Annotated in this window: 17 protein-coding genes; 13 read left to right on the top strand and 4 right to left on the bottom strand. The window is 71.8% G+C overall.

Going from position 1 to position 22,482, the window contains the following annotated elements; translation table 11 throughout:
- Window positions 1-40: 40 nt before the first annotated feature.
- Complete coding sequence (locus JXZ78_RS05425) at window positions 41-1,063, bottom strand: Gfo/Idh/MocA family protein (RefSeq protein ID WP_030018936.1); 1,023 nt, start codon at window positions 1,061-1,063, stop codon at window positions 41-43.
- Window positions 1,064-1,096: 33 nt separating this feature from the next.
- Window positions 1,097-2,017, bottom strand: coding sequence for a sugar phosphate isomerase/epimerase family protein (locus JXZ78_RS05420; RefSeq protein ID WP_030018937.1), 921 nt, complete (start codon window positions 2,015-2,017; stop codon window positions 1,097-1,099).
- 259 nt (window positions 2,018-2,276) lie between these two features.
- Between JXZ78_RS05420 and iolC the strand changes: the two genes are divergently transcribed.
- The 6 genes from iolC (at window position 2,277) to JXZ78_RS05390 (ending at window position 9,772) form a co-directional block, all read left to right on the top strand.
- A complete protein-coding gene (gene iolC, locus JXZ78_RS05415; RefSeq protein ID WP_030018938.1) occupies window positions 2,277-3,293 on the top strand; it encodes a 5-dehydro-2-deoxygluconokinase in 1,017 nt (338 codons plus the stop codon).
- A gap of 219 nt (window positions 3,294-3,512) precedes the next feature.
- The gene (locus tag JXZ78_RS05410; protein ID WP_030018939.1) at window positions 3,513-4,406 is read left to right on the top strand and encodes a Cgl0159 family (beta/alpha)8-fold protein; all 894 of its coding nucleotides are present in this window, start codon (window positions 3,513-3,515) and stop codon (window positions 4,404-4,406) included.
- 73 nt (window positions 4,407-4,479) lie between these two features.
- Entirely contained in the window at window positions 4,480-5,469 is a 990-nt protein-coding gene (gene iolB, locus JXZ78_RS05405) for a 5-deoxy-glucuronate isomerase (protein WP_030018940.1), read from the top strand.
- Complete coding sequence (gene iolD / locus JXZ78_RS05400; protein WP_030018941.1) at window positions 5,466-7,376, top strand: 3D-(3,5/4)-trihydroxycyclohexane-1,2-dione acylhydrolase (decyclizing); 1,911 nt, start codon at window positions 5,466-5,468, stop codon at window positions 7,374-7,376. Before iolB ends, iolD begins: the two co-directional genes overlap by 4 nt.
- A 185-nt stretch (window positions 7,377-7,561) precedes the next feature.
- Window positions 7,562-9,055 (top strand): CoA-acylating methylmalonate-semialdehyde dehydrogenase, encoded by a 1,494-nt coding sequence (locus tag JXZ78_RS05395; protein WP_030018942.1) that lies wholly within the window; start codon window positions 7,562-7,564, stop codon window positions 9,053-9,055.
- 237 nt (window positions 9,056-9,292) lie between these two features.
- Window positions 9,293-9,772 carry a GNAT family N-acetyltransferase gene (locus tag JXZ78_RS05390; RefSeq protein ID WP_030018943.1) on the top strand — a complete coding sequence of 160 codons (480 nt, stop codon included), beginning with the start codon at window positions 9,293-9,295 and terminating at the stop codon, window positions 9,770-9,772.
- Window positions 9,773-9,803: 31 nt separating this feature from the next.
- On the opposite strand, the gene JXZ78_RS05385 is transcribed toward JXZ78_RS05390, so the two are convergent.
- Complete coding sequence (locus JXZ78_RS05385; RefSeq protein ID WP_030018944.1) at window positions 9,804-11,045, bottom strand: styrene monooxygenase/indole monooxygenase family protein; 1,242 nt, start codon at window positions 11,043-11,045, stop codon at window positions 9,804-9,806.
- Window positions 11,046-11,257: 212 nt separating this feature from the next.
- Here JXZ78_RS05385 and JXZ78_RS05380 point away from each other — a divergent pair, with 212 nt between their 5' ends.
- From JXZ78_RS05380 to JXZ78_RS40650, 3 genes are all read left to right on the top strand, one after another.
- Window positions 11,258-14,245: an alpha/beta fold hydrolase gene (locus tag JXZ78_RS05380; protein WP_030018945.1), complete on the top strand. Its 2,988-nt coding sequence runs from the start codon at window positions 11,258-11,260 to the stop codon at window positions 14,243-14,245.
- Between the two features lie 278 nt (window positions 14,246-14,523).
- Window positions 14,524-15,309, top strand: a complete 786-nt coding sequence (locus JXZ78_RS05375; protein ID WP_238782709.1) for an ABC transporter permease — start codon at window positions 14,524-14,526, stop codon at window positions 15,307-15,309.
- A 142-nt stretch (window positions 15,310-15,451) separates the two neighbouring features.
- Entirely contained in the window at window positions 15,452-16,006 is a 555-nt protein-coding gene (locus JXZ78_RS40650; RefSeq protein ID WP_308280981.1) for a hypothetical protein, read from the top strand.
- Between the two features lie 177 nt (window positions 16,007-16,183).
- Here the strand turns inward: JXZ78_RS40650 and JXZ78_RS05365 are convergent, their stop codons facing one another.
- The gene (locus tag JXZ78_RS05365; protein WP_030018948.1) at window positions 16,184-17,203 is read right to left on the bottom strand and encodes an alpha/beta hydrolase; all 1,020 of its coding nucleotides are present in this window, start codon (window positions 17,201-17,203) and stop codon (window positions 16,184-16,186) included.
- 439 nt (window positions 17,204-17,642) lie between these two features.
- Here JXZ78_RS05365 and JXZ78_RS05360 point away from each other — a divergent pair, with 439 nt between their 5' ends.
- From JXZ78_RS05360 to JXZ78_RS05350, 4 genes are all read left to right on the top strand, one after another.
- On the top strand, window positions 17,643-19,898 hold the full coding sequence (locus JXZ78_RS05360) for an FUSC family protein (protein ID WP_238782683.1): 2,256 nt from the start codon (window positions 17,643-17,645) through the stop codon (window positions 19,896-19,898).
- A 59-nt stretch (window positions 19,899-19,957) separates the two neighbouring features.
- Window positions 19,958-20,080 (top strand): hypothetical protein, encoded by a 123-nt coding sequence (locus tag JXZ78_RS40135; protein WP_275127479.1) that lies wholly within the window; start codon window positions 19,958-19,960, stop codon window positions 20,078-20,080.
- Between the two features lie 165 nt (window positions 20,081-20,245).
- A complete protein-coding gene (locus JXZ78_RS05355; RefSeq protein WP_030018950.1) occupies window positions 20,246-21,325 on the top strand; it encodes a rod shape-determining protein in 1,080 nt (359 codons plus the stop codon).
- A 225-nt stretch (window positions 21,326-21,550) separates the two neighbouring features.
- Window positions 21,551-22,051, top strand: coding sequence for a DUF4288 domain-containing protein (locus JXZ78_RS05350; protein WP_033037329.1), 501 nt, complete (start codon window positions 21,551-21,553; stop codon window positions 22,049-22,051).
- The last annotated feature ends 431 nt before the right edge of the window (window positions 22,052-22,482 follow it).

The raw sequence follows: 22,482 nt of genomic DNA, 5'->3' as shown, positions 1-22,482 counted from the left end.
CCAGAACGGCGACACGGACGGGCCGTAAACCGACCGTGGCTCAGCGATACAGCGCAGGCCGCTCGCCCAGCTCGACCTCGACGCGTTCGCCGGTGGCCTGGGCGCGTACGCCCGCCGCGCACACCGCGGCCGCCGCGTAGCCGTCCCAGCAGCTCGGGCCCTCGACCTCGCCGCGCCGCGTGGCGTTCACCCAGCGCTGCACCTGCCGGTCGTACGCCTCCTCGAAACGTTCCACGAAGCCAGGAGTGATCGAGCCGCCCCATTTGCCGGCCGCGTTGACGAACACGCCGTGGTCGTCGCCGATCCGCGCGGTGCCGCCTTCGCAGACCGCCTCGCAGCTGACCTGGTAGCCGAAGCCGCAGTTGACGAAGAGTTCGGTGTCGACGAGCTGCCCGGCGGCGGTCTCGAAGAGGATGAGCTGCGGGTCGCTGAGGCCGTCGGGCGCGGTGCCGAGGGGCGTCGGGCGCAGGACGCGTACGGCGGTGATCTCCTCGTCCAGCAGCCAGCGCGTCACGTCGATCTCGTGGACGGCCGAGTCGTGGATCATCATGGCGTTGGTGAAGCCGGGGGGCGTGCCGGCGTTGCGGTGTTTGTTGTGGAGCATCAGGGGCCGGCCGTACGCGCCCTGGTCGAGCAGCGACTTGAGTTTGAGGTAGTCGGCGTCGTACCGGCGCATGAATCCGACCTGCACCCGCCGATGGCCCAGTCGCTGCTCGGCCTCCAGGACGCGCAGCGCGGAGGCCGGGTCCGGGGTGAGCGGCTTCTCGCACAGCACCGGCAGGTCGCGCGCGAACGCGTCGAGCAGCGCGTCCTCGTGGGACGCGCCCGGCGAGGCGATCAGTACGGCGTCGACGTCCGGGTCCGCCATGGCGGCCGCCGGTTCGGTGTAGGGCGTGCACCCCTCGACGGCGTCGGCGACGCGCTTCACCCGGTCCGCGTCGATGTCGACGACCGCCGCCACCCGCGCTCCGCTGATGACGTCGCTGATCCGGCGTACGTGGTCGGCGCCCATGCGGCCGGTGCCGATGACGGCCACGCCGAGCGTTCCGTGCTGCTGGCTCATCTCGTGGTACTCCTCGCTCCGTACGGACGGGACTCAGGCGCCGCAGGAGCGCAGGAAGTTGCGGGTGCGCCGCGCGATGGGCAGGGGCTGGTCGGCGGGACAGGGGTACATGTCCTGTTCGACGATGGCGAAGAGGTCGATGTCCAGGTCCTGGGCGGCGTCCAGGACGGGCGGCAGTGCCGGGACCCCCAGCGGCGGTTCGCACATCACGCCCTGCCGGACCGCGGGCCCGAAGGGCGTGCCCTTCGCGACGACGTCCGCGAGGATCTCCGGGTCGACCTGCTTGAGATGGAGGTAGCCGATCCGCTCGCCGTAGGTCTTGATGAGCTTGACGCTGTCGCCGCCGCAGTACGCGTAGTGCCCGGTGTCCAGGCACAGGCTGACCAGGGAGGAGTCGGTCCCGTCGAGGAAGCGTTCGACGTGTTCCTCGGTGTCGATGTGCGTGTCGGCGTGCGGATGCACGACGATGTCCAGGCCGAATTCCTCCCGTACCCGCCTGCCCAGCCGTTCCATGCCGCTGTTCAAGTGGTGCCACTGCTCGGTGGTCAGTTCGCGCGGCTCCAGTTCTTCCGCGGTCTTGTCGTCGCGCCAGAAGGACGGGATGACCACCAGGTGCCTGGCGTCCATCGCCTGGGTGAGGGTGGCGACTTCGCTGACGTGTGCCCAGGTCTTGTCCCACACGCCCGGGCCGTGGTGCAGCGAAGTGAAGATCGTGCCCGCGGAGACCTTCAGGTCGCGCCGGGCGAGCTCCGCGTGGAGGACGGCGGGGTCGGTGGGCAGATAGCCGTACGGGCCGAGTTCGATCCATTCGTACCGGGCCTCGGCGACCTCGTCCAGGAAGCGCTGCCACGGGACCTGCTGCTCGTCGTCGGGGAACCAGACGCCCCACGAGTCGGGGGCCGATCCGATGCGCAGTCGGTCCAGAACGCGCGGGACGGCATGGGGAACGGACATGCTGCGGCTCTCCTCTCGCCGGTCGGCGGTGACCGGGAGGCGCGGGGGCTGGGTTGTGGGGCACAGCCTCCATCCCGGTCCGGGGAGTGTCAAGACTTCGTCATGACATAAGGACTTAAGGACTTTGTACGGGTCGGTACCCCGTGGTGGCGCCGGCCGCTGCACTCCGGTCCCGACGTCAGAATGTAAGGACAAAGTATTGACAGGCTCTCGGGTGCCCGGTTAGACCTGTGCCCAGCGACGAACCGGAGGGGCGCACATGACCGAGCCGCGGCAGACCGCAGAGAACGGCCCGTACGATCTGATCGCCATGGGCCGCACCGGAGTGGACATCTACCCGTTGCAGACGGGCGTTCCGCTTTCCCGGGTCGAGACGTTCGGGAAGTTTCTCGGCGGTTCGGCCACCAACGTGGCGGTCGCCGCCGCCCGGCTGGGGCGGCGTACGGCGGTCATCAGCCGTACCGGCACGGACCCCTTCGGCGCGTACGTCCACCAGGCGCTCCGCGACTTCGGTGTGGACGACCGCTGGGTGACGTCCGTGGCGGAGTACCCGACTCCCGTCACCTTCTGCGAGATCTTCCCGCCGGACGACTTCCCGCTCTACTTCTACCGCCGCCCCAAGGCGCCCGACCTGGTCATCCACCCCGAAGAGCTGGACCGCGACGCCGTACGGGCCGCCCGCATCTTCTGGATGACCGGCACCGGCCTGTGCGAGGAGCCGAGCCGTACGGCCACCCTCGCCGCACTGGAAGCGCGCGCCAAGGCGGGAATCACCGTCTTCGACCTGGACTGGCGACCGATGTTCTGGGGCGGTGAAGGCGGCGCGTCCGGTGCCGGCGGCGTCACCGGCACGGCGGCGATGGACCGGGCGCGCCCGTACTACGAGGCCGCGCTCGCCCACGCGACGGTCGCGGTCGGCAACGTCGACGAGGCGGAGGTCGCCACCGGTGTCCGCGAACCGAAGCGCTGCGCGCAGGCGTTGCTGGACATGGGCGTCGAACTGGCCGTCGTCAAACAGGGGCCCAAGGGCGTGCTGGCCGTGCACCGCGACGGCCGTACCGCCGAGGTGCCGCCGACTCCCGTCGAAGTCGTCAACGGCCTGGGAGCCGGTGACTCCTTCGGGGGAGCGCTGTGTCACGGGCTGCTGTCCGGGTGGGAGCTGGAGCCGATGATGCGGTACGCCAACGCCGCCGGCGCGATCGTCGCGTCCCGGCTGGCCTGTTCGTCCGCCATGCCGACGTGCGCCGAGGTCGAGGAGTTCCTCGCGGCTCGCTGAGCGTCCCGGCCGATCGCCGTACGTCCGGCCGGCGTGCGCGCGGCCGGGTCGCCCCGCCCCCCGGTGACGCCAGGCTCCGCCCCAGTGGCACCGCACTCCGCCCCCCCCGTGCCGCCGGCCCCGCCCCGGTGGCACCGCCCTCCGCCCGGCCGAGTCCCCGACCGGGCCCCGCCCGGTGGCCCTCGTACGAACTCGTCCCACCAGAAGGTGAGAACCGCCTTGACCACTCGGATCTCCGACATCGTGACACTGCGGGCCCGGAACCCGCAGGCCGTCGCCCAGGCCGCCGCGCGCCGCACCCGCCGCCCGCTGATCGGCGACAGCGGCCGGTTGATGATCATCGCGGCCGACCACCCGGCGCGGGGCGCGCTCGCCGTCGGTGACCGCAAGCTGGCCATGGCCAACCGCCTCGACCTCCTGGAGCGCCTGTGCCTGGCGCTCTCCCGCCCCGGCGTGGACGGCGTGCTCGCCACCGCCGACATCCTGGAGGATCTGCTCCTGCTCGGCGCCCTCGAAGACAAGGTCGTGATGGGCTCCATGAATCGCGGCGGCATCACCGGGGCCTCCTTCGAGCTGGACGACCGGTTCACCGGCCACCGTCCGCAGGACATCGCCCGGCTCCGTTTCGACGCCGGAAAACTGCTGCTGCGTATCGACTACGACGACCCCGGCTCGCTGACCACTCTGGAGTCCTCGGCCCGCGCCATAGACGCCATGGCCGAACGGGAGTTGCCCGTCTTCGTCGAACCGTTTCTCTCCCGGCGGGTGAACGGCATCGTCCGTAACGACCTGAGCGCGGAGGCCGTGACGAAGTCCGTCGCCATCGCCTCCGGCCTCGGCGGCACCTCCGCGTACACATGGCTGAAGCTGCCGGTCACCGACGATCCGGACGGCATGGCGCAGGTCTGCGAGGCCTCGACGCTGCCGACGGTGCTGCTCGGCGGCGACATCAAGGACAGCGCCGCGGACCAGGAAGCGGCGTACGAGAAGTGGCGCAAGGCGCTGCGTCTGCCGACCGTGCAGGGGCTGGTGGTGGGCCGTTCGCTGCTCTATCCGGCGGACGGGGACGTGGCGGCGGCCGTGGACACCGCCGTCTCCCTGTTCCAGAGGTGATCACGCTTCAGCGGTGACCGTGCTCCAGCGGCGACCGCGGTAACTGTCAGTGGCAGGGAGGAGACTTGCAGTCATGACGACCGAGCTGCGCAACACCGAGTTCCACATCAGGGCCCGCGACAGGGCCAGCGACAGGTCCGACGAGCACGGACCGTACGAGCTGGACATCGCCCCGGGCCGGACGGCCGACGAGGATACGGCCCTGCGGTACGCGTCCCTGCGCGTCGTCCGGCTGCCGCCCGGCGCGAGCCATACGTTTGCCGCCGGCGACAGCGAGTGGATCGTGCTGCCGCTGAACGGCGGCTGTACGGTCACGGTCGGCGGCGAAGAGCCTTTCGAACTGGCCGGGCGCGAGGACGTGTTCAGCGGAGTCACCGACTTCGCTTACGTACCGCGTGACGCCGAGGCGCGGATCAGCAGCGCCTCAGGCGGCCGGTTCGCGCTGACCGGCGCCCGCTGCTCGCGCCGCCTGCCCGCGCGGTACGGCCCCGCGAGCGGCGTGCCGGTGGAACTGCGCGGTACGGGCAACTGCTCGCGCCAGGTCAACAATTTCGGCGCGGCCGGTGTCTTCGCGTGCGACCAGCTCATCGCCGTGGAGGTGCTCACGCCCGGCGGCAACTGGTCGTCGTACCCGCCCCACAAGCACGACGAGTGCCGGCCGGGGGAGGAGAGCGAGCTGGAGGAGATCTACTACTTCGAGATCGCCCCTGCTCACGGCTCCGAAGGACTCGGGTATCAGCGCGTCACCCCTTCCGGCAGCGGACGCGGTACGGACGTACTCGCCGAGGTCCGCAGCGGCGACGCCGTACTGATCCCCGACGGCTGGCACGGCCCGTCCATCGCCGCACCCGGCCACACCATGTACTACCTCAACGTCATGGCCGGCCCGGGGGAGGAGCGCGCCTGGCTGATCTGCGACCACCCGGACCACGGCTGGATCCGCGACACCTGGCCCGACCAGCCCGTCGACCCCAGACTGCCGCTGTACGACGCACCGGAAGCCGACCCCCGTCCGAACTTGGACGACACCCCGGAAGCCGACCCCGAGGGAGACCCACGATGACCACTCGACGCCTGACGGTGGCGCAGGCCCTGGTCACCTTTCTGGCCCACCAGTACACGGAGCGGGACGCCCCCGCGGCCTCCGGCGGCCGGGCCGGGGCGCCCACCAGACACCGCCTGATCAACGCCTGCTGGGGCATCTTCGGGCACGGCAATGTGGCCGGCGTCGGCCAGGCCCTCCTGGAGGCCGGCCCGGACACCATGCCCTACCTCCAGGGCCGCAACGAGCAGGCCATGGTGCACGCCGCGGTCGGATACGCACGCCAGCGCGACCGTCTGTCCGCACACGCCGTCACGACCTCCATCGGTCCCGGCGCCACCAACCTCGTCACCGGCGCGGCCCTCGCCACGGTCAACCGCCTCCCGGTATTGCTGCTGCCCGGCGACACCTTCGCCACCCGCCCCGCCGACCCCGTGCTCCAGCAGCTCGAAGTCCCGTACGCGGGCGATGTGTCCGTCAACGACGCCCTGCGCCCGGTCTCCCGCTACTTCGACCGCGTGACCCGCCCGGAGGCGCTGATTCCGGCCGCCCTCCAGGCGATGCGGGTGCTCGCCGATCCCGTGGAGACCGGCGCCGTCACGCTCGCGCTGCCGCAGGACGTGCAGGCCGAGGCGTACGACTGGCCCGAGGAGTTCTTCGCCGACCGGGTGTGGCGGGTGCCCCGGCCCGCGCCCGACGCCGCCGCGCTGGCCGAAGCCGTACGGGCGGTACGCGCCGCCGAGCGGCCGCTGATCGTCGCGGGCGGCGGCGTCCACCACAGCGAGGCCGAGGACGCCCTGCGCGCCCTCGCCGACACCACCGGCATCCCCGTCGCCTCCACCCAGGCCGGCAAGGGTTCCCTGCGCCACGACCACCCGGCCGACGTGGGCGGCATCGGCCACACCGGCACCGCCACGGCCGACGCGCTGGCCGCCCGCGCCGATCTCGTCCTCGGTGTCGGCACCCGCTACACGGACTTCACCACCGCCTCCGCCACCCTCTTCGCCGCCCCCGGCGTCCGCTTCGTCAACCTGAACATCGCCTCCTGGGACGCCCACAAGCTCGCCGCGACCTCGCTGGTCGCCGACGCCCGTACCGGCCTCGAAGCGCTGACCGAGGCCCTGTCCGGACACCGCGTCACACCGGAGTACGAGGCGGAGTACGGCGCCGCCAAAGCCCGCTGGGAATCCCTCGTCGACGCCGCTTACGCCGCGCCCGACGCCTCCGTACGCCCCTCCCAGACCCAGGTGCTCGGCGCGCTGGACGCCACCGTCGGCGACCAGGACGTGGTCATCAACGCGGCCGGTTCGCTCCCCGGTGACCTGCACAAACTGTGGCGGGCCCGCTCCCGCCGCCAGTACCACCTCGAATACGGCTACTCCTGCATGGGCTACGAGATCCCCGCCGCCATCGGGGTGCGGCTGGCGGCGCCCGACCGGCCCGTGTGGGCGCTGGTCGGCGACGGTACGTATCTGATGATGCCCACCGAGATCGTCACCGCGGTCCAGGAAGGCATCAACATCAACATCGTGCTCGTCCAGAACCACGGGTACGCCTCCATCGGCGGCCTGTCCGAGCAGACCGGCGGCGAGCGCTTCGGCACCGCCTACCGCTACCGGGCCGCCGACGGCTCCTACACGGGCGACCCGCTGCCCGTGGACCTCGCCGCCAACGCCGCGTCCCTGGGGATGCACGTCATCCGTGCCGCGACCGTCGGCGACCTGCGCGCGGCGCTCGCCGCGGCCCGCGCCGACGAGCGCCCCACATGTGTCTATGTCGAGACCGCAACGGCCGACACTGTGCCGGGCGCGCCCGCGGCTCAAGCCTGGTGGGATGTCCCTGTGGCCGAGATCGCGACACGTCCGGCGGCGGTCGAGGCCCGTAAGGACTACGACCGGCACGCCACCGCGCGCCGCCGTCATCTCTGAACCACGCCCCCGCCGCGAACCCGAAGCCGCCCGTACTCCCCGAGCCGAACCGAATAAGTCCGGAACGAATCGAACCGAATCGAACCGAATCGACCGAACCGAATCGGACCGTCGCACCCCGACCCGCCGCCCGTCCCCCCCCGTCACGGCATCCGCTCACCGCCGTACCCCAGAAAGGCTCCCGCATGAAGACCGTCAACCACTGGATCGGCGGCAAGCCCGCCGAGGGCGTGTCCGGCTCGTTCGGCCCGGTCTACAACCCCGCGACCGGCGCCCAGGAGAAGCAGGTCGCCTTCGCCTCCGTGGACGAGGTGGACACGGCCGTCGCCGCCGCCAAGGAAGCGTTCCGCTCCTGGGGCGTCAGCTCGCTGGCCAAGCGCACGTCCGTACTGTTCGCCTACCGCGAGCTGATCGACGCGCACCGCGAGGAGCTGGCCGCGCTGATCACCGCCGAGCACGGCAAGGTGCACAGCGACGCGCTGGGCGAGGTCGCCCGCGGCCTGGAGATCGTCGAACTGGCCTGCGGCATTCCGCAGCAGCTGAAGGGCGAGCTGTCCACCCAGGTCTCCACCCGCGTGGACGTGGCCGCGATCCGCCAGTCCCTCGGTGTCGTCGCCGGCATCACGCCGTTCAACTTCCCGGCGATGGTGCCGATGTGGATGTTCCCGCTGGCCGTCGCCTGCGGGAACACCTTCGTCCTCAAGCCCAGCGAGAAGGTGCCCTCCGCGGCCCTCAAGCTGGCCGAGCTGGCGGCCGAGGCGGGCCTGCCGGACGGAGTGCTGAACGTCGTCAACGGCGACAAGGTCGCGGTGGACCGCATCCTGGAACACCCGGACGTCGCCGCCGTCTCCTTCGTCGGCTCCACCCCCATCGCCCGGTACATCCACGCCACGGGCACGGCCAACGGCAAGCGCGTCCAGGCCCTCGGCGGCGCCAAGAACCACATGCTGGTCCTGCCGGACGCCGACCTGGACCTCGCCGCGGACTCCGCGATCAACGCCGCGTACGGCTCGGCGGGCGAGCGCTGCATGGCGATCTCCGTCGTGGTGGCCGTCGGCGACACCGCCGACCCGCTGATCGAGAAGATCAAGGAGCGGGCCGCCGCGCTGACCATCGGCCCCGGCGACGACCCGGCCTCCGAGATGGGCCCGCTCATCACCAAGGCGCACCGCGACAAGGTCGCCTCCTACGTGGCCGGGGCCGCGGCCCAGGGCGCGGACGTCGTCGTCGACGGTACGGACTTCACGGTCGCCGGCCACGAGAACGGCCACTGGATCGGCGTCTCGCTGCTCGACAACGTCACGCCCGAGATGGACGCGTACCGCGACGAGATCTTCGGCCCCGTGCTCTCCGTCGTCCGGGTGGACACCTACGACGCGGCGATCTCGCTCATGAACTCCTCGCCGTGGGGCAACGGCACCGCCATCTTCACCCGGGACGGCGGCGCGGCCCGCCGCTTCCAGCTGGAGGTGGAGGCCGGCATGGTCGGCGTGAACGTGCCGATCCCGGTGCCGGTCGGCTACCACTCCTTCGGCGGCTGGAAGGACTCCCTCTTCGGCGACCACCACATCTACGGCAATGACGGCGTGCACTTCTACACCCGCGGCAAGGTCGTCACCACCCGCTGGCCCGACCCGTCCGACGGCGGCATCAACCTGGGCTTCCCCAGCAACCACTGACAGTGGCGGAGATCCGCGGGCCCGTGTGGGACGGATGCACGGGCCCGGCCGGCGTGGGCGGGCCGGGGCGCTGGAGGCCTGACGGGCCCGTGACGTCCCGTCCTTCACCGCCGTCGCGGAAATCCCGTCGTAATACCGGGGAACCGTTCCGGCCGGATGGCGCATGATGCTGCGTATGAATGACGAACAACAGCCCACAGGAGCCGTGGACATGCAGCGTGCCGCGGCAGGTGCTCCATGACGAGGGCCCCGGTGATCCGCCACGCGGTCCGGACGGATTTGGCGGACGTGGTCGCGCTGGCCGCGGAACACGCCGCGTACGAACGGTCCGCGCCGCCCGCCGCCGACCTGGAGGAACGGCTAGCGGACGCGCTCTTCGGGCCGCGGCCGCAGTGGCTGCGCTGCCTGGTCGCCGAACTCTCCGGCGGCGAACTCGCCGGGTACGCCACCTGCTCGACGGCCTTCGACACCTGGCAGGGCCGCGAATACCTGAGCCTGGACTGCCTCTACCTGCGCGCCGAGCACCGCGGACTCGGGCTGGGCGCCCTGCTGGTCGAGGCGGTCATCGGCGAGGGCAAGGCGCTGGGCGTCGCGGAGATGCAGTGGAACACGCCCGACTGGAACGCGGGAGCGATCCGCTTCTACGACCGGTTCGGCGCGACCCGCAAGGACAAGAAACGTTTCACGCTGGCGCTGGAGACGGGCGGCAGAAGCTGAGAGCGGGGCGGGGCCGGCCGGCTGCCGGCTCTCACCCCCTGGTGCCGGCGGTGGCGGTGGCCAGGTAGGAATCGGCGAGAGCCGCCGTCATCAGCCAGTCGTGGTAGTCCGCCGGGTCGGCGTACCCGTTGACGAAACGGTGCGCCACGGCGGGGTGTTCGGCGGCGGCCACCAGCAGGCGCTGCACATGCTGCGGCAGCGGTTCCAGCATCAGATTCGTGAACTCCGTGACCTGCTGGGCGTGCCGCCAGAACGCGGCGAAGGCCGACCGCATCCACTCCGGGTCGAAGGGTGCCGCACCGCGCTCCAGGATCGTGTCCAGATAGACGGCCGCGCCGCGGGCGGCGGTGTTCGAGCCCTGGCCGGTGATCGGGTCGTTGGTCACGACCGCGTCCGCCATGCCCAGGACGTACGTGTCCGGCGCGACCTCGGCGACCGGATGCCGGACCACGGGGGTCACCGCGCCGTACAGCGTCGCGCCCGCGTCCGTGGGCGTGGCGTCCTTGCACAGCTCGTACTCCCCGGGCGTATACGTACGCAGCAGTCCCAGCGCGCGCGACACACAGCTGTCCGGCGACGGCTGGTCGTGCCAGCAGTCGAACGGCCCGCCCGGCAGCGCCTCGAACAGCACGATGCCGCACGGCCCGCCCGTGGTGAGCGCGGGCAGCACGAAGACCTCACCGGCTCCGGCCACCGCGTTGATCCGCGTCTGCGGCTCAGGTTCACCGGGCGGCGAGGCGACGCCGTGCACGTACACGCAGGCCAGCGTGCGCTGGGGCCGGTCGAAGGGGCAGTACAGCGGGTTGCGGGCGAAGATCCGGGTGAGGTCGCCGCGCCCGGACGCGACGATCGTCAGATCGTGTTCGGCGGCGAGCGCGGGCAGCATGGCGGGGGTCACGGAGCCGTACCGGACCCGGCCGCCCCTGGCCTCGTACAGACCGAGCCAGCCGGCGGTCTTGACCCGCTGGTCGACGGAGTGCGGCGGCTCGTCGAACTGCCCGCTGAAGGTCAGCGCGGATTTTCCGGGCGGGTCCCACACCGTCACGCGCAGCGAACTCGCGCCGGGCGCGGTCGCGTCCCAGAGATTGAGCCCGACGGCGCGCTCCAGCCGCCGCGCCGGGCCGAACATGAGCTGCGTGGACATCACCCGCCCGGCGCGCACCTCCTGCGCCGTACGGTCGGTGACCAGTGTGACGTCGTAGTCCGCGGCGAGGAGAGCCAGGGCGAGATGCAGCCCCGCCTGCCCAGCGCCGACGATGGCGATCCTGCGCATTGCCGCCTCCCCTGGGCCGACCCGGCCCGCCCCACATCGTCTTTTGTAGCGGCGGGGTGGTGCGGTGTACAGAGGGCCACGGGGCGCGCACGGGCGCGTTGCGCGTACTACGGACGCGGTACGCCCGGCGGTGGCCGTACTGCCGGAGGAGGTGTACGGGTTCGCCCCGGCGGCTCGGTGGCCCGTGGCAGGACATCCTTAGGATTCACCGTATGACTTTCCGACTCCGCGGACGACGGCTGTACGCGACGGCGGCCGTGCTGGCCGTACTCGCCGGGTCAGGCACGTGGGCGGCCGTGGCCGCGGACGACCCGCCCGCCGTGCACCGGGAGGACCGGACGTTCGCCATGCCCGAGAGCGCCGGCGGTGCTGACGAGGGTGCCGGCGGGGGTACCGGCAAGGGCGCTGACGGTCCGGGGAAGGTCCGTGTCGACGCCTCCTTCTTCACCGCGGGCGGTTCCGGCCGCCGCCCCGCCGTCCTCCTGGGGCACGGTTTCGGCGGCAGCAAGGAGTCGGTACGCGGGCAGGCCGAGCAGCTCGCGCGGGACGGCTACGCCGTGCTGACCTGGTCGGCGCGCGGTTTCGGCAAGTCGACGGGGGAGATCGGGCTCAACGCCCCGGACCGGGAGGTGGCCGACGTCCGGCGGCTGATCGACTGGCTGGCGAAGCGCCCCGAGGTACGGCTCGACGGCGCCGGCGACCCGCGGGTCGGTGTGGCCGGAGGCTCGTACGGGGGAGCGATCGCGCTGCTGGCGGCCGGTTACGACAAGCGCGTCGACGCGATCGCTCCGCAGATCACGTACTGGAACCTGGCCGACGCGCTCTTTCCCAACGGCGTGTTCAAGAAGCTGTGGGCCGGAATGTTCTTCTCGACGGGGTCGGTTGGTGCGGCTGAGGGGATCGAGGCGGCTGAGGGGGCTGGGACGACGGGCGGTTCGGGGGCCGGAAGCGGCGGTGGAGCCGGTGGCGACGCCGGTAGCGGTACGGGCACGGGCTCTGGTACCGGTACGGGCTCCGGTACCGACAGCGGTACGGGAACCGGCAGCGGTACGGGAACCGGCAGCGGTACCGGTGACGGATCGGGCGCCGGTGGCAGAGGGAAGTCCGCCGCACAGGCCGCGCCCCGGGACATCACCGACGGATGCGGCCGGTTCGAGCGCCAGTTGTGCGACATGTACGAGCGGATCGCCGTCGCCGGCAAGCCGGACGCCGCCGCACGTGAACTCCTCGAGGCCCGCAGCCCTTCCGCCGTCGCGGACCGGATCAAGGTTCCGACGCTCCTCATGCAGGGCAGAACCGATTCGCTCTTCCCGCTCGGCCAGGCCGACGCGGCGTACAAGGCGCTCCGCAAGAACGGCGCCCCCGTCTCCGTCGACTGGCTCGCCGGCGGACACGACGGCGGCGACCGCGAGACCGGCCGTCTCGCCGACCGTACGAAGGCTTGGTTCGACCGCTACCTGAAGAACGAGAGGGACGAAAAAAACACGGACACCGGGCCCGCCTTCCGCGTCAGCCGTGGCGGGGCCGTGGACTCCACCAACGGCGCCGCCCGGCTGCGCGGCGCGAGCGGCGACCACTACCCCGGCCTGGACAACGATCCGCGGCCGGTCCGCCTGACCGGCCGCGAACAGCGCTTCGCCAACCCGGCCGGGGCGAGCCCGCCGTCCATTTCCACCGTGCCCGGCGTCGGCGCCCTCAACAGTCTCTCCAGTGTCGGCGCCGGCCTCTCCCTCGACTCCCCGGGCCAGTACGCCCGTTTCGAGTCGCAGCCGCTGCGCGACCCGCTGCGCGTCACCGGCGCGCCGACCGCCCGCGTACGCATCGGCTCCACCAGCGACGACGCGGTGCTCTTCGCCAAGGTGTACGACATCGGGCCGAACGGCAGCAGCCGGCCGGTGCTGCCCGCCGGGCTCGCCGAGCCGTACCGCATCACGGGCGCCAAGGCCGGCAAGAGCGTCGAACTGCGGATGCCCGCCATCGACCACGAATTCGCGGCCGGGCACCGGCTGCGCCTGGTGCTCTCCTCGACGGACCTCGCGTACGCCTCGCCCGCCGAGCCCGCCACGTACACCGCCTCCCTCGAAGGCGATGGCGAAGGGGGCGGTGACGGCGGCGGCGTGCTGAACATGCCGACCGCGCCCGCCGTCACGAGCGCGGCGGCTCCGCTGCCCGCGTGGACCTGGGCACTGCCCGCCGCGGGCGCGGTCGTCGCCGTACTGCTCCTGCTCGTCGGACGGCGACGGGCCGCGGCCGGCGCGCCCGACCCGGACCTGGCGGACGTACCGCTGCAGATCACCGGTCTGAGCAAGCGGTACGCCAAGTCCGCCGACCGCTACGCCGTACGGGACCTCTCCTTCCGCGTCGAGAAGGGCCAGGTGCTCGGGCTGCTCGGACCGAACGGCGCGGGCAAGACCACCACCCTGCGGATGCTCATGGGGCTGATCGGGCCGGACGCCGGTGAGATCCGCGTCTTCGGGCACGCGATCCGGCCCGGCGCGCCGGTGCTGTCGCGGGTCGGCGCGTTCGTGGAGGGCGCCGGTTTCCTGCCGCACCTGTCCGGGCGCGCCAACCTGGACCTGTACTGGCAGGCCACCGGCCGCCCGGCCGAGGACGCGCACCTTGACGAGGCGCTGGAGATCGCCGGGCTGGGCGACGCGTTGCAGCGCGCGGTCCGTACGTACTCCCAGGGCATGCGGCAGCGCCTGGCCATCGCGCAGGCCATGCTGGGTCTCCCGGACCTGCTCATCCTGGACGAACCGACCAACGGGCTCGACCCGCCGCAGATCCGCGAGATGCGGGACGTGATGATCCGCTATGCGGCCGGCGGCCGGACCGTGATCGTCTCCAGTCACTTGCTGGCCGAGGTCGAGCAGACCTGCACGCATCTGGTCGTCATGGACCGTGGCCAACTGGTCCGGACAGGACCCGTCGCCGACATCGTCGGCACCGGCGACACCCTGCTCGTCGGCGTGGAGGGCGGCGAACCGCTGTCCGACGTCCTGCTGGAGAAGGTGGCCGCGCTGCCCGGGATCGCGGCGGCTGTCCGGGCCGACGAGGGACTGCTCGTCACGCTCGACGGCACGACGAGCACCTCGCGCCTGCTGCCCGAACTGCTCCGGCTGGAGCTCCCGGTGGCCCGGATCGGCCCGCACCGGCGCCTGGAAGACGCCTTCCTCACCATGATCGGAGGTGACCGGTGACCCCCGTCACCGAGCCCGGCAACGACGGGCAGCCCGCGCATTCCGGTGGAGCCGCGCATTCCGGTGGAGCCGCGCGCTCCGGTGCAGCCGCACGCCCCGGCGCGTCCGCGCTCGGGGGTGACCTCGGGAGCGCCGGTGAGCCCGCGCGCTCCGGTGGCGCGCCCGCGCTCGCCGGTGGTTCCACGCTCTCCGGCGGGCCCGCGGGCTCGTCCGTGCCCGGCGCGTCGCACGCTCCCGGTTACCGCCCGCGCCGGACCCTGCCGCTGCGCGTCGAGGCGATGCGGCAGCTCAGACGACGCCGCACGCTGGTCATCGGCGCGATCCTGGCGGTGCTGCCGTTCGTCCTGGTCGCGGCCTTCGCGATCGGCGGTGATCCGGGCGGCCGTAACAACCGGATCACCCTGATGGACACCGCGACCGCCTCCGGCGCCAACTTCACCGCGACCGTCCTGTTCGTCTCGGCGGGCTTCCTGCTGGTCGTCCCCGTGGCGCTGTTCTGCGGCGACACGGTCGCCTCCGAGGCGAGCTGGTCGTCGCTGCGCTACCTGCTCGCGGCGCCCGTACCGCGCACCCGGCTGCTGCTGAGCAAACTCACCGTGGCCCTGCTGTTCAGCGCGGCGGCGATGGTGCTGCTGCCGCTGGTCGCCCTCGGCGTCGGAACCGCCGCGTACGGCTGGGGGCCGCTGCAACTGCCCACCGGAGGCGCGCTGGCCGCCGGCGACGCGCTGCCCCGCCTCGCGCTCGCCGTCGCGTACATCTTCATCAGCCAGCTGGTCACGGCGGCCCTCGCCTTCTGGCTCTCCACGGTGACGGACGCGCCGCTGGGCGCGGTCGGCGGCGCGGTCGGGCTGACCATCGTCGGCAATGTGCTGGACCAGGTCACCGCCCTGGAGCAGTGGCGCGACTTCCTGCCGGCGCACTGGCAGTTCGCTTGGGCCGACGCGTTGCAGCCGCAGCTCGACGGTACGGGCATGCTCCAAGGGGCGTCGGTTTCCGTGGCGTACGCGCTGGTGCTGTTCGCGCTGGCGTTCCGGGGGTTCGGGAAGAAGGACATCGTGTCGTAGCGGAGCGGGGGCTCGGCGGGCCCGTTGCTCCAGCCGGGTGGTGTGTGCGGAGGCCCGCAACCATCCGTGGCGTCCGCTTGTCTCAGTTGGTGAAGACCGGCAATGCGCACATAGGACAGAAGTCGGAAGTCGAGGACATCTCATGCTCCGTCACGCTTCGCGCACCACCGCCACCGGCACTGCCACCAGGTCCGCCGCCACCAGTCCCGCCACCGCCACCAGATCCGCCGCCGCGACGGTCATCGCCATCGCGACCGCTGTCGCCCTCACCCTGACCGCCGCGCCCGTCGCCTCCGCCGCTCCGGACGCCGGAGCCCGGGGCGCTTCTGTGCAGCAGCAGTCCCAGGCGAATCTGCGTACCGACCCGAACGGCCGCTATACCGCCGAGGAGATCCGCCGCTTCCTGGTCTCCTTCTACGGAAAGCACGGCCCCAGCGCCTGGAAGCGCGAGCACCAGGTCTCCGCCGAGCTCAAGAAGAAGGCGGCCGAGACGCCCGACTACGACCTGCTGCTGTGCGCGCAGAACACGCCGCGCGACATCTCCGTAGGCAAGGTCACCACCGCCCAGTCCGCCCGCGTCGGCTGGGCGACCATCACCACGTACTGGAGCGGGAACCGCAAGGAACACTTCACCGCGTACGTGGATCTCGACGCGACACGGCCCATCGAATTGCTGGACGTGGCCTGCTCGACGTAAGGCCCGAAGACGCGAAGGGCAAGCCGCGAGGCGCGAAACGCGAAGCGCGGGCCCGGGGCCGGGGCGCGGGTGAAGTGGCGTGGGGACGAGGAGGAGGGGACACGGTGCGGTGGGTCGGACGGGACCCGTGTGCGGGAAGGGGCGGAAGCTACACCGCCGGTCCCCGCACAGCGGACGTCACTCCGCCGGCCCCTGCATGTGGGCGCTGATCCACTGCATCGTGCCTTCGCCCATGCCCTTCACATAGGTGTCGGCGCCGTGCATACCGCCGGCCACCGTCTGCAAGCGCGTCTTGACCGGGCCACGTCCGTAGCGTGCGATGAATTTCTTGACCTTCGGCACGACCGTGGATTCCTTGGAGCCGTCCTGGAAGGCCAGGTAGACGTCGGGCCCGCCCTTGGCGATCAGCCGCCGGGCCAGGACCTCGGGGTCGTTCTCCCGCTGCTCCTTCGCGTGCCCGCGCCACAGCGGTGAGTCCGGCACGATGTCCGGACCGCTCGGTATCGCGGCCTTGAAGGTCTCCGGGTGCTGCAGAACGTTCTTCAGCGCGGCGAAGCCGCCGGACGAGGACCCCATGATCGCCCAGCCGTCCCGGCCCTTGAGCGTACGGAAGTTCTGCCGGACGAAGTCGGGGACGTCCTCGTTCAGCCAGGTGCCCATCTTCGGCCGGCCGGGTATGTCGCTGGCGTCGTAATACTGATCGGCGTCGGGGTTGAGCACCGGCATGACGACGATGAAGGGCAGGCTCTTGCCCTCCTTCGACCACTGCGCCAGGTTCTCCTCCAGCTTCAGGTCGCCGCCGATCCAGTAATTGACCGGGTAGCCCTCGGCGCCGGGCAGCGCCATCAGAACCGGGAACCCCTTGTCGGCGTTCTTCTTCTCGTAGTACTCCGGCGGCGCCCACACCCACACCTTCCCGGTGAACCCGGACTTGGGGCCGTGGTACGTGGCCATGCCGATCGGGGTGCCGTCCCCGGCGCCGCCGACCTTGCGCTGCTCCTTGAAACTGATCGGGTCGGTGGGCATCCGGGCGAGCGACGCCCGACCCGGCCGCGTGGCGCCGTGCGAGCCGGACTGCTCGGCGCCACCGAAGCGGACCTGGGTGTCGTCGGTTCCGCTTGAGCCGCAGCCGGCGGTGGCGGCGAGGGCGGCCAGGGTGGTCAGTACGACCAACGGGGCGAGCAGGGGCTTGCGCACGGGAATCCCTCCTTGCTGAGCGGGCCTGGGAAACGTCCGGTTGACGAGCAAGAGGGGGCGGCCGGTGCCGCGGTTTCCCTTTCCGGCGCCACGTTGCCCGCGCGGATCGGCGCCACGGCCGGGACACGCCCGCGACCTGCGCGGTTTACCTGGCGCAGAAACCGGCTTTACGGTGATATTCTCGGCGAGTCGTCGGGGGATTCCCTCCGTAGACCTGCCGTGCCCCCTTCGTAGACCCGCCCGTGCCCGCGCCGTGCGCCCGTCCGTGCCCGCTCTGCGAATCCCCCCCCCGCGAATCCCCGTGAATCCGCCCGTGAACCCGCTCGCGAATCCGTCCGCGCGCCCCCACGCGAACCCGTCCGAGTTCCCGTCGCAACCCGCCCGCAAACCGGCGCAGATCATTCCGTTTCGGCGCTTCCGAGTACGTATTCTCGGGGGCATGACCTGGTCGCGAGCGCTGAAGAAGACCGCCCGCTCCGGGCTGACCATCGAGAAGGCCAAGCTCACCCCGCTGATCGCGATCCGCGGCTCGGTCGGTGTCGCCATCGTCATCGGCCTGTGCCTCTATCTCGGCAACCCGGCCCTCGCGGTCTCGTCGGCCTTCGGCGCGTTCGCCGCCGGCATCGCGACCTTCCAGCGCAGCTGGCGGCCACGGCCCGTGCTGGCCCTCGCGGTCGCGGGCGGCCTCTCCGTCTCCACCTTCCTGGGCTATCTGGCCGCCGCGCACATCGTCGGCTTCCTGGTCCTGCTCTCCCTGTGGACCTTCCTGGCCGGCCTGGCCTGGTCGGTCGGACCGGTGTCCGGGCTGGTCGGCACCCAGACCGTCTCGGTCATGCTCGTCACCGTCACGCTGCCGACCTCGATCCTCGGCGCCCTGGAGCACGCGGCCATCATCGCGTTCGGCGGGTTCGTCCAGGCCGCGCTCATCGTGCTCTTCCCCGTACGGCCGTGGGGTGTGCAGCGCGACGCGCTCGCCGACGCGCTGGCCGCCGAAGCGGACTACGCGCGCCGGCTGCGGCACGACCCGGTGGCCCCCTTCGACCCGCAGCCCCTGATGAACGCCCGCCTCGCCTCCGCCGTGACCCCGCGTCAGGCCAAACGCCGGCCCGTCCAGCTGCACGGGCCCCGGGCCCTGGCCGAGCAGGTCAGGCCCGTCCTGGCGTCGCTCGCCGACCCGGTCGTCGGCGCGCCCGTGGAAGGCCCCGAACGCGACCGGGCGCGCGAACTGCTCGGGGCGGCCGCCACCGTACTGGACGTCGTCGCGACCGCCATCCGGCGCGGCAAGCCCGTACGGCTGCCGCCCGAGGCGATGGCCACCCTCGAGATGCCGCAGGACGGCGACGGGCCGCGGCTGACCGGCGCCGCCCGCCGCTCCGCGCTGCGGCTGATCTCGCTGCTCGCCGACGCCGTGGAGTTCACCGACGAGCCGGTCCAGGCCACCCGGCCCACCACCGAGGCGGAGCGCGGGCACCTGCTGCGCCCGAGCGTGCCCAAGCTGGTACCGCTGGCGCTGCGTGCCGTACGCCGCGAGATCCGCTGGTCCTCGCACATCTTCCGGCACGCGCTGCGCGTCAGCGCGGTGGCCGCCGCGGGGTACCTCATCGGCCAGGCGCTGCCCTTCGGACACGGGTACTGGGCGCCGCTGGCCTCGGTGATGGTGATGCGGCCGGACTTCGGGCAGACGTACTCGCGGGGCGTCGCACGGTTCATCGGCACCCTGGTCGGGGTCGCGGTGGGCGGCGCGATCATGGGCCTCACCCACCCGAACCTGTACGTCAGCGCGGCGCTGGCGATCGTGTGCGTCCTGGCGATGTACCTCCTGATGCGTACGGGCGTGTCGGTGACCTCGGCGTGCGTCGCCGCGTACGTCGTCTTCCTGCTCGGCATCGCGGGCGCCGGCTGGGAACAGACCGTCCAGGAACGTGTCGTCCTCACCCTCGTCGGCGGACTGCTGGCCATGCTGTCCTACGCGCTCTTCCCCGCCTGGGAGACCCCGCGGCTGCGCGAACGGCTGGCCCAGTGGCTGGAGGCCAACGGCCGGTACGCCATCGCCGTCTTCGACCGCTACGCGCGGCCCGCCGAACGCCGCCCCCGCCAGGTCCGCGAAGCCCTCCTGGACGCCCGCGCGGCCCGCGCCGACTGGGAGGAGAGCGAGGCGCGCGCCGAGAAGGAGCCGGTGCGCCATCGCGGGCTGTCGCTGAGCGCGGCAGCGGCGGCACAGTCCGCCCTGTCCACGATGGGCCGGGTGACGATGATTTTGGAGGCGCACCTTCCGGACAAGGACGCGGAACCTTCACCGGGTGCCCAGACGTTCACGGAAGAGCTGCGCGAGTCCCTGCCGCGCGCGGTCGATGCCGTACGGGAGCGGCGCGACCTGGACTGGAGCGCGCTGCGCGCCGTATGGGAGGAGTGGGCCGCGCAGTCCGAGACCCGCGGCGTCGCGCTGCGCGGCGCCGAACTGCTGCTGGACGCGCTGGACGACCTGGCCGAGGCGCTGTCGCGGGGCCCCGGCGGCAAGAACCGGGCGACGCGGGGCGCCGGGGACACGGGAGGGATGCGCAGAGTGGGGGACACGGGAAGCACGCGGAGAGTGGGGGACACGGGAGGTACCAGGAGAGCGGGGGACACGGAAGGCACGAGGACGGTGCGGGAGAACGGCGGCCCGGGAACGTCACGGACGTCCGCGACGAGCTGAATACGTCGGAGCGGAACCTCTCAGCGCTGCTGAGCCGCTCGGCTCCGTCGAACGGCTCGGTGCCCGTGAACGACGCGGCGCCGCCGGACGGCTCGTCGCTGCCGAACGGCTCGGCGTACCTGAACGGCTCGGTGCCGCTGAACGGCTCGGTGCCGCCCGGAACCATTTGGCCCCGCCTGTAGTCTTGATAATTGCCCGCAAATGGCGCCATTGGCGAGCTTGACGAGCTCGGTGGACTGCATTCCCGAGCGGCTCAGCGAGCCATCCAGGCCGTCCGGGGCGCGATGTTCGAGGGCCCTGCGCGCGGGGTCCTGTCGTCCAGTCGAGAGAGAGCAAGCGAACCTCCCATGGCGTCCAGCACTTCGTCCGGTACGTACGACATAGGCATCGACCTGGGCACCGCCAACACCCTGGTCTACTCACGCGGCAAGGGCGTCGTCCTGAACGAGCCGTCCGTCGTCGCCGTGAACGCGTCCGGCGAGGTGATCGCCGTCGGGTCGGAGGCCAAGCGCACCATCGGTCGCACCCCGTCCGGCATCACCGCGATGCGCCCGCTCCAGGAAGGGGTGATCGCGGACTTCGACGCGGCCGAACAGATGCTGCGCGCCCTGATGAAGAAGGCGCTGCCCACCCGCCGCTTCTCCAAGCCGCGGGTCGTCATCTGCGTGCCCTCCGGCATCACCGGCGTCGAGCGGCGGGCCGTCATCGACTCGGCGCGCAGCGCCGGCGCCCGTGAGGTGCACCTGATCGAGGAGCCGATGGCGGCGGCGATCGGCGCCGGTCTGCCGGTGGCCGAGCCGGTCGGCTGCATGGTGGTGGACATCGGCGGCGGCACGACCGAGGTGGCCGTCGTCTCCATGGGGGGCATCGTCACCGCCCAGTCGGTACGGGTCGCGGGCGACGCGCTGGACGCGGCGATCATCACGTACGTGAAGAAGAAGCACTCGCTGGCGATCGGCGAGCGCACCGCCGAAGACATCAAGATCGCGATCGGCTCGGCGGCCTGGACCCCGGTCGACGTGGACGAGGAGGGCGAGCCCGAGCGCCGTACCTCCTACACCGTGCGGGGCCGGGACCACGTCAGCGGGCTGCCGCGGATCCAGGAGATCACCGAGGAGGAGATCCGTTCGGCGCTCGCCGAACCGGTCGAGGCGATCGTTCGGGCCGTGCACCGCACCCTCGACGAGTGCCCGCCCGAGCTCTCCGGGGACATCATCGAGCGCGGTATAGCGCTGACCGGCGGCGGCGCGCTGCTGCGCGGCCTCAGCCAGCGGCTGCGCCAGGAGATGGGCGTGCCGGTGGTGGTCGCCGACGACCCGCTGGACTGTGTGGTCAACGGTACGGGCCGGTGCGTCGACGAATTCGCCACGCTGCAGGGGCTGCTGGCCGGAGCCCTGGAGCAGCCGCGCAAGGCCGTACGGCTCTGAGACGGGCGGGGCCGTGCGGTGCCGCCTGCGGAGTCGGCGGGTCCGCTTCCCGTCCGTCCCCCGCCGGAAGCCGTCGACGTGCGGTAACCCCCGAAACGGGTGAAGATGATTGCGCCGGCTGCGAGGCCGGTCGCGGTGAGTCACTGTTCACCCTGGAGGAACGATCATGCCGAACCGGTTGGCGCTCATGATCGATAAAGGGCCGGTTCCGGGAAGCCGGCTCCCATGCTGAACGCGAAGGCCTTCCAGCCGGCCGAACGGGTGCGGACGGGCTCGGTCCCGCGACGCCGCTGGGCCGTGGCGCACGCCCGGTCGATCGCCGAGGAAGGTGAGTACGCCGTGGCAACCGGCGAGGAGCGAGAGGTTCCGGTCGGCGGCCCCAGGCCGTACATCGCGATCGTCCTCATGGAGTCGCCGGGCAAGGGCGGCGGCGGAGTGCTGGGCGAGGGTGGCGGCGATCTGCTGTACGAGGAGAGCGTGCTGCTCGTGCACGCGGCGGACGAGGCGGACGCGCGGCGCCGGGCCGAACGGCGAGCCCGCTCCCGGGAGACGAGCTACCTCGATGACCGGGGCGAGACCGTGTCCTGGTGCTTCAAGTGCGTGGTGGACGTGAGCGCGGCGCTGGACGAGGACCTGACACAGGACGCCGACCTGTACGCACGGCACTTCCGCGACTACGCGGCCTACGAACGCTTCGAACCGCTGCTGTCGGGCGAGGAACTCTGACCGGACGCGGACGCGGACGCGGACGTGGACGTGGACGCTCGACGAGCCGGACCGGACGCGGACGCTTGACGAGCCGGACCGGACGTGGATGCTCGACGAGCCGGACGCGGACGTTTGACGGATGGCACCGACGTCGCACGGGTAACGGATCACCGCTGACGGCCGGAGCCCATTCACCTTGCATCCATGGGTAATCCGGCTCAAGTCAACCGTTTCTTCATCCACGTGCTCCGGCTCGTACCCCGTCCCCGACCACCCCGGCGGAGTGCGCGGATCCGCCTGCGGGGGCGCAGGAGTGACCTGGCGTCAGGCCTTGATCAAAGGCGGTTATGCTACTACCGGCCCAGTGTATGAAGGCAGTTACCGCAGGTACCTCTGTGGCGGCGCCGAACGGGGAGCTGGGGCCCGCTAGACGTCCTGTGATCTGTCGA

It is taken from the genome of Streptomyces monomycini (genome assembly GCF_022271435.1).
GTDB lineage: Bacteria > Actinomycetota > Actinomycetes > Streptomycetales > Streptomycetaceae > Streptomyces > Streptomyces monomycini.
This window is presented reverse-complemented; position numbering and strand designations above follow the sequence as displayed.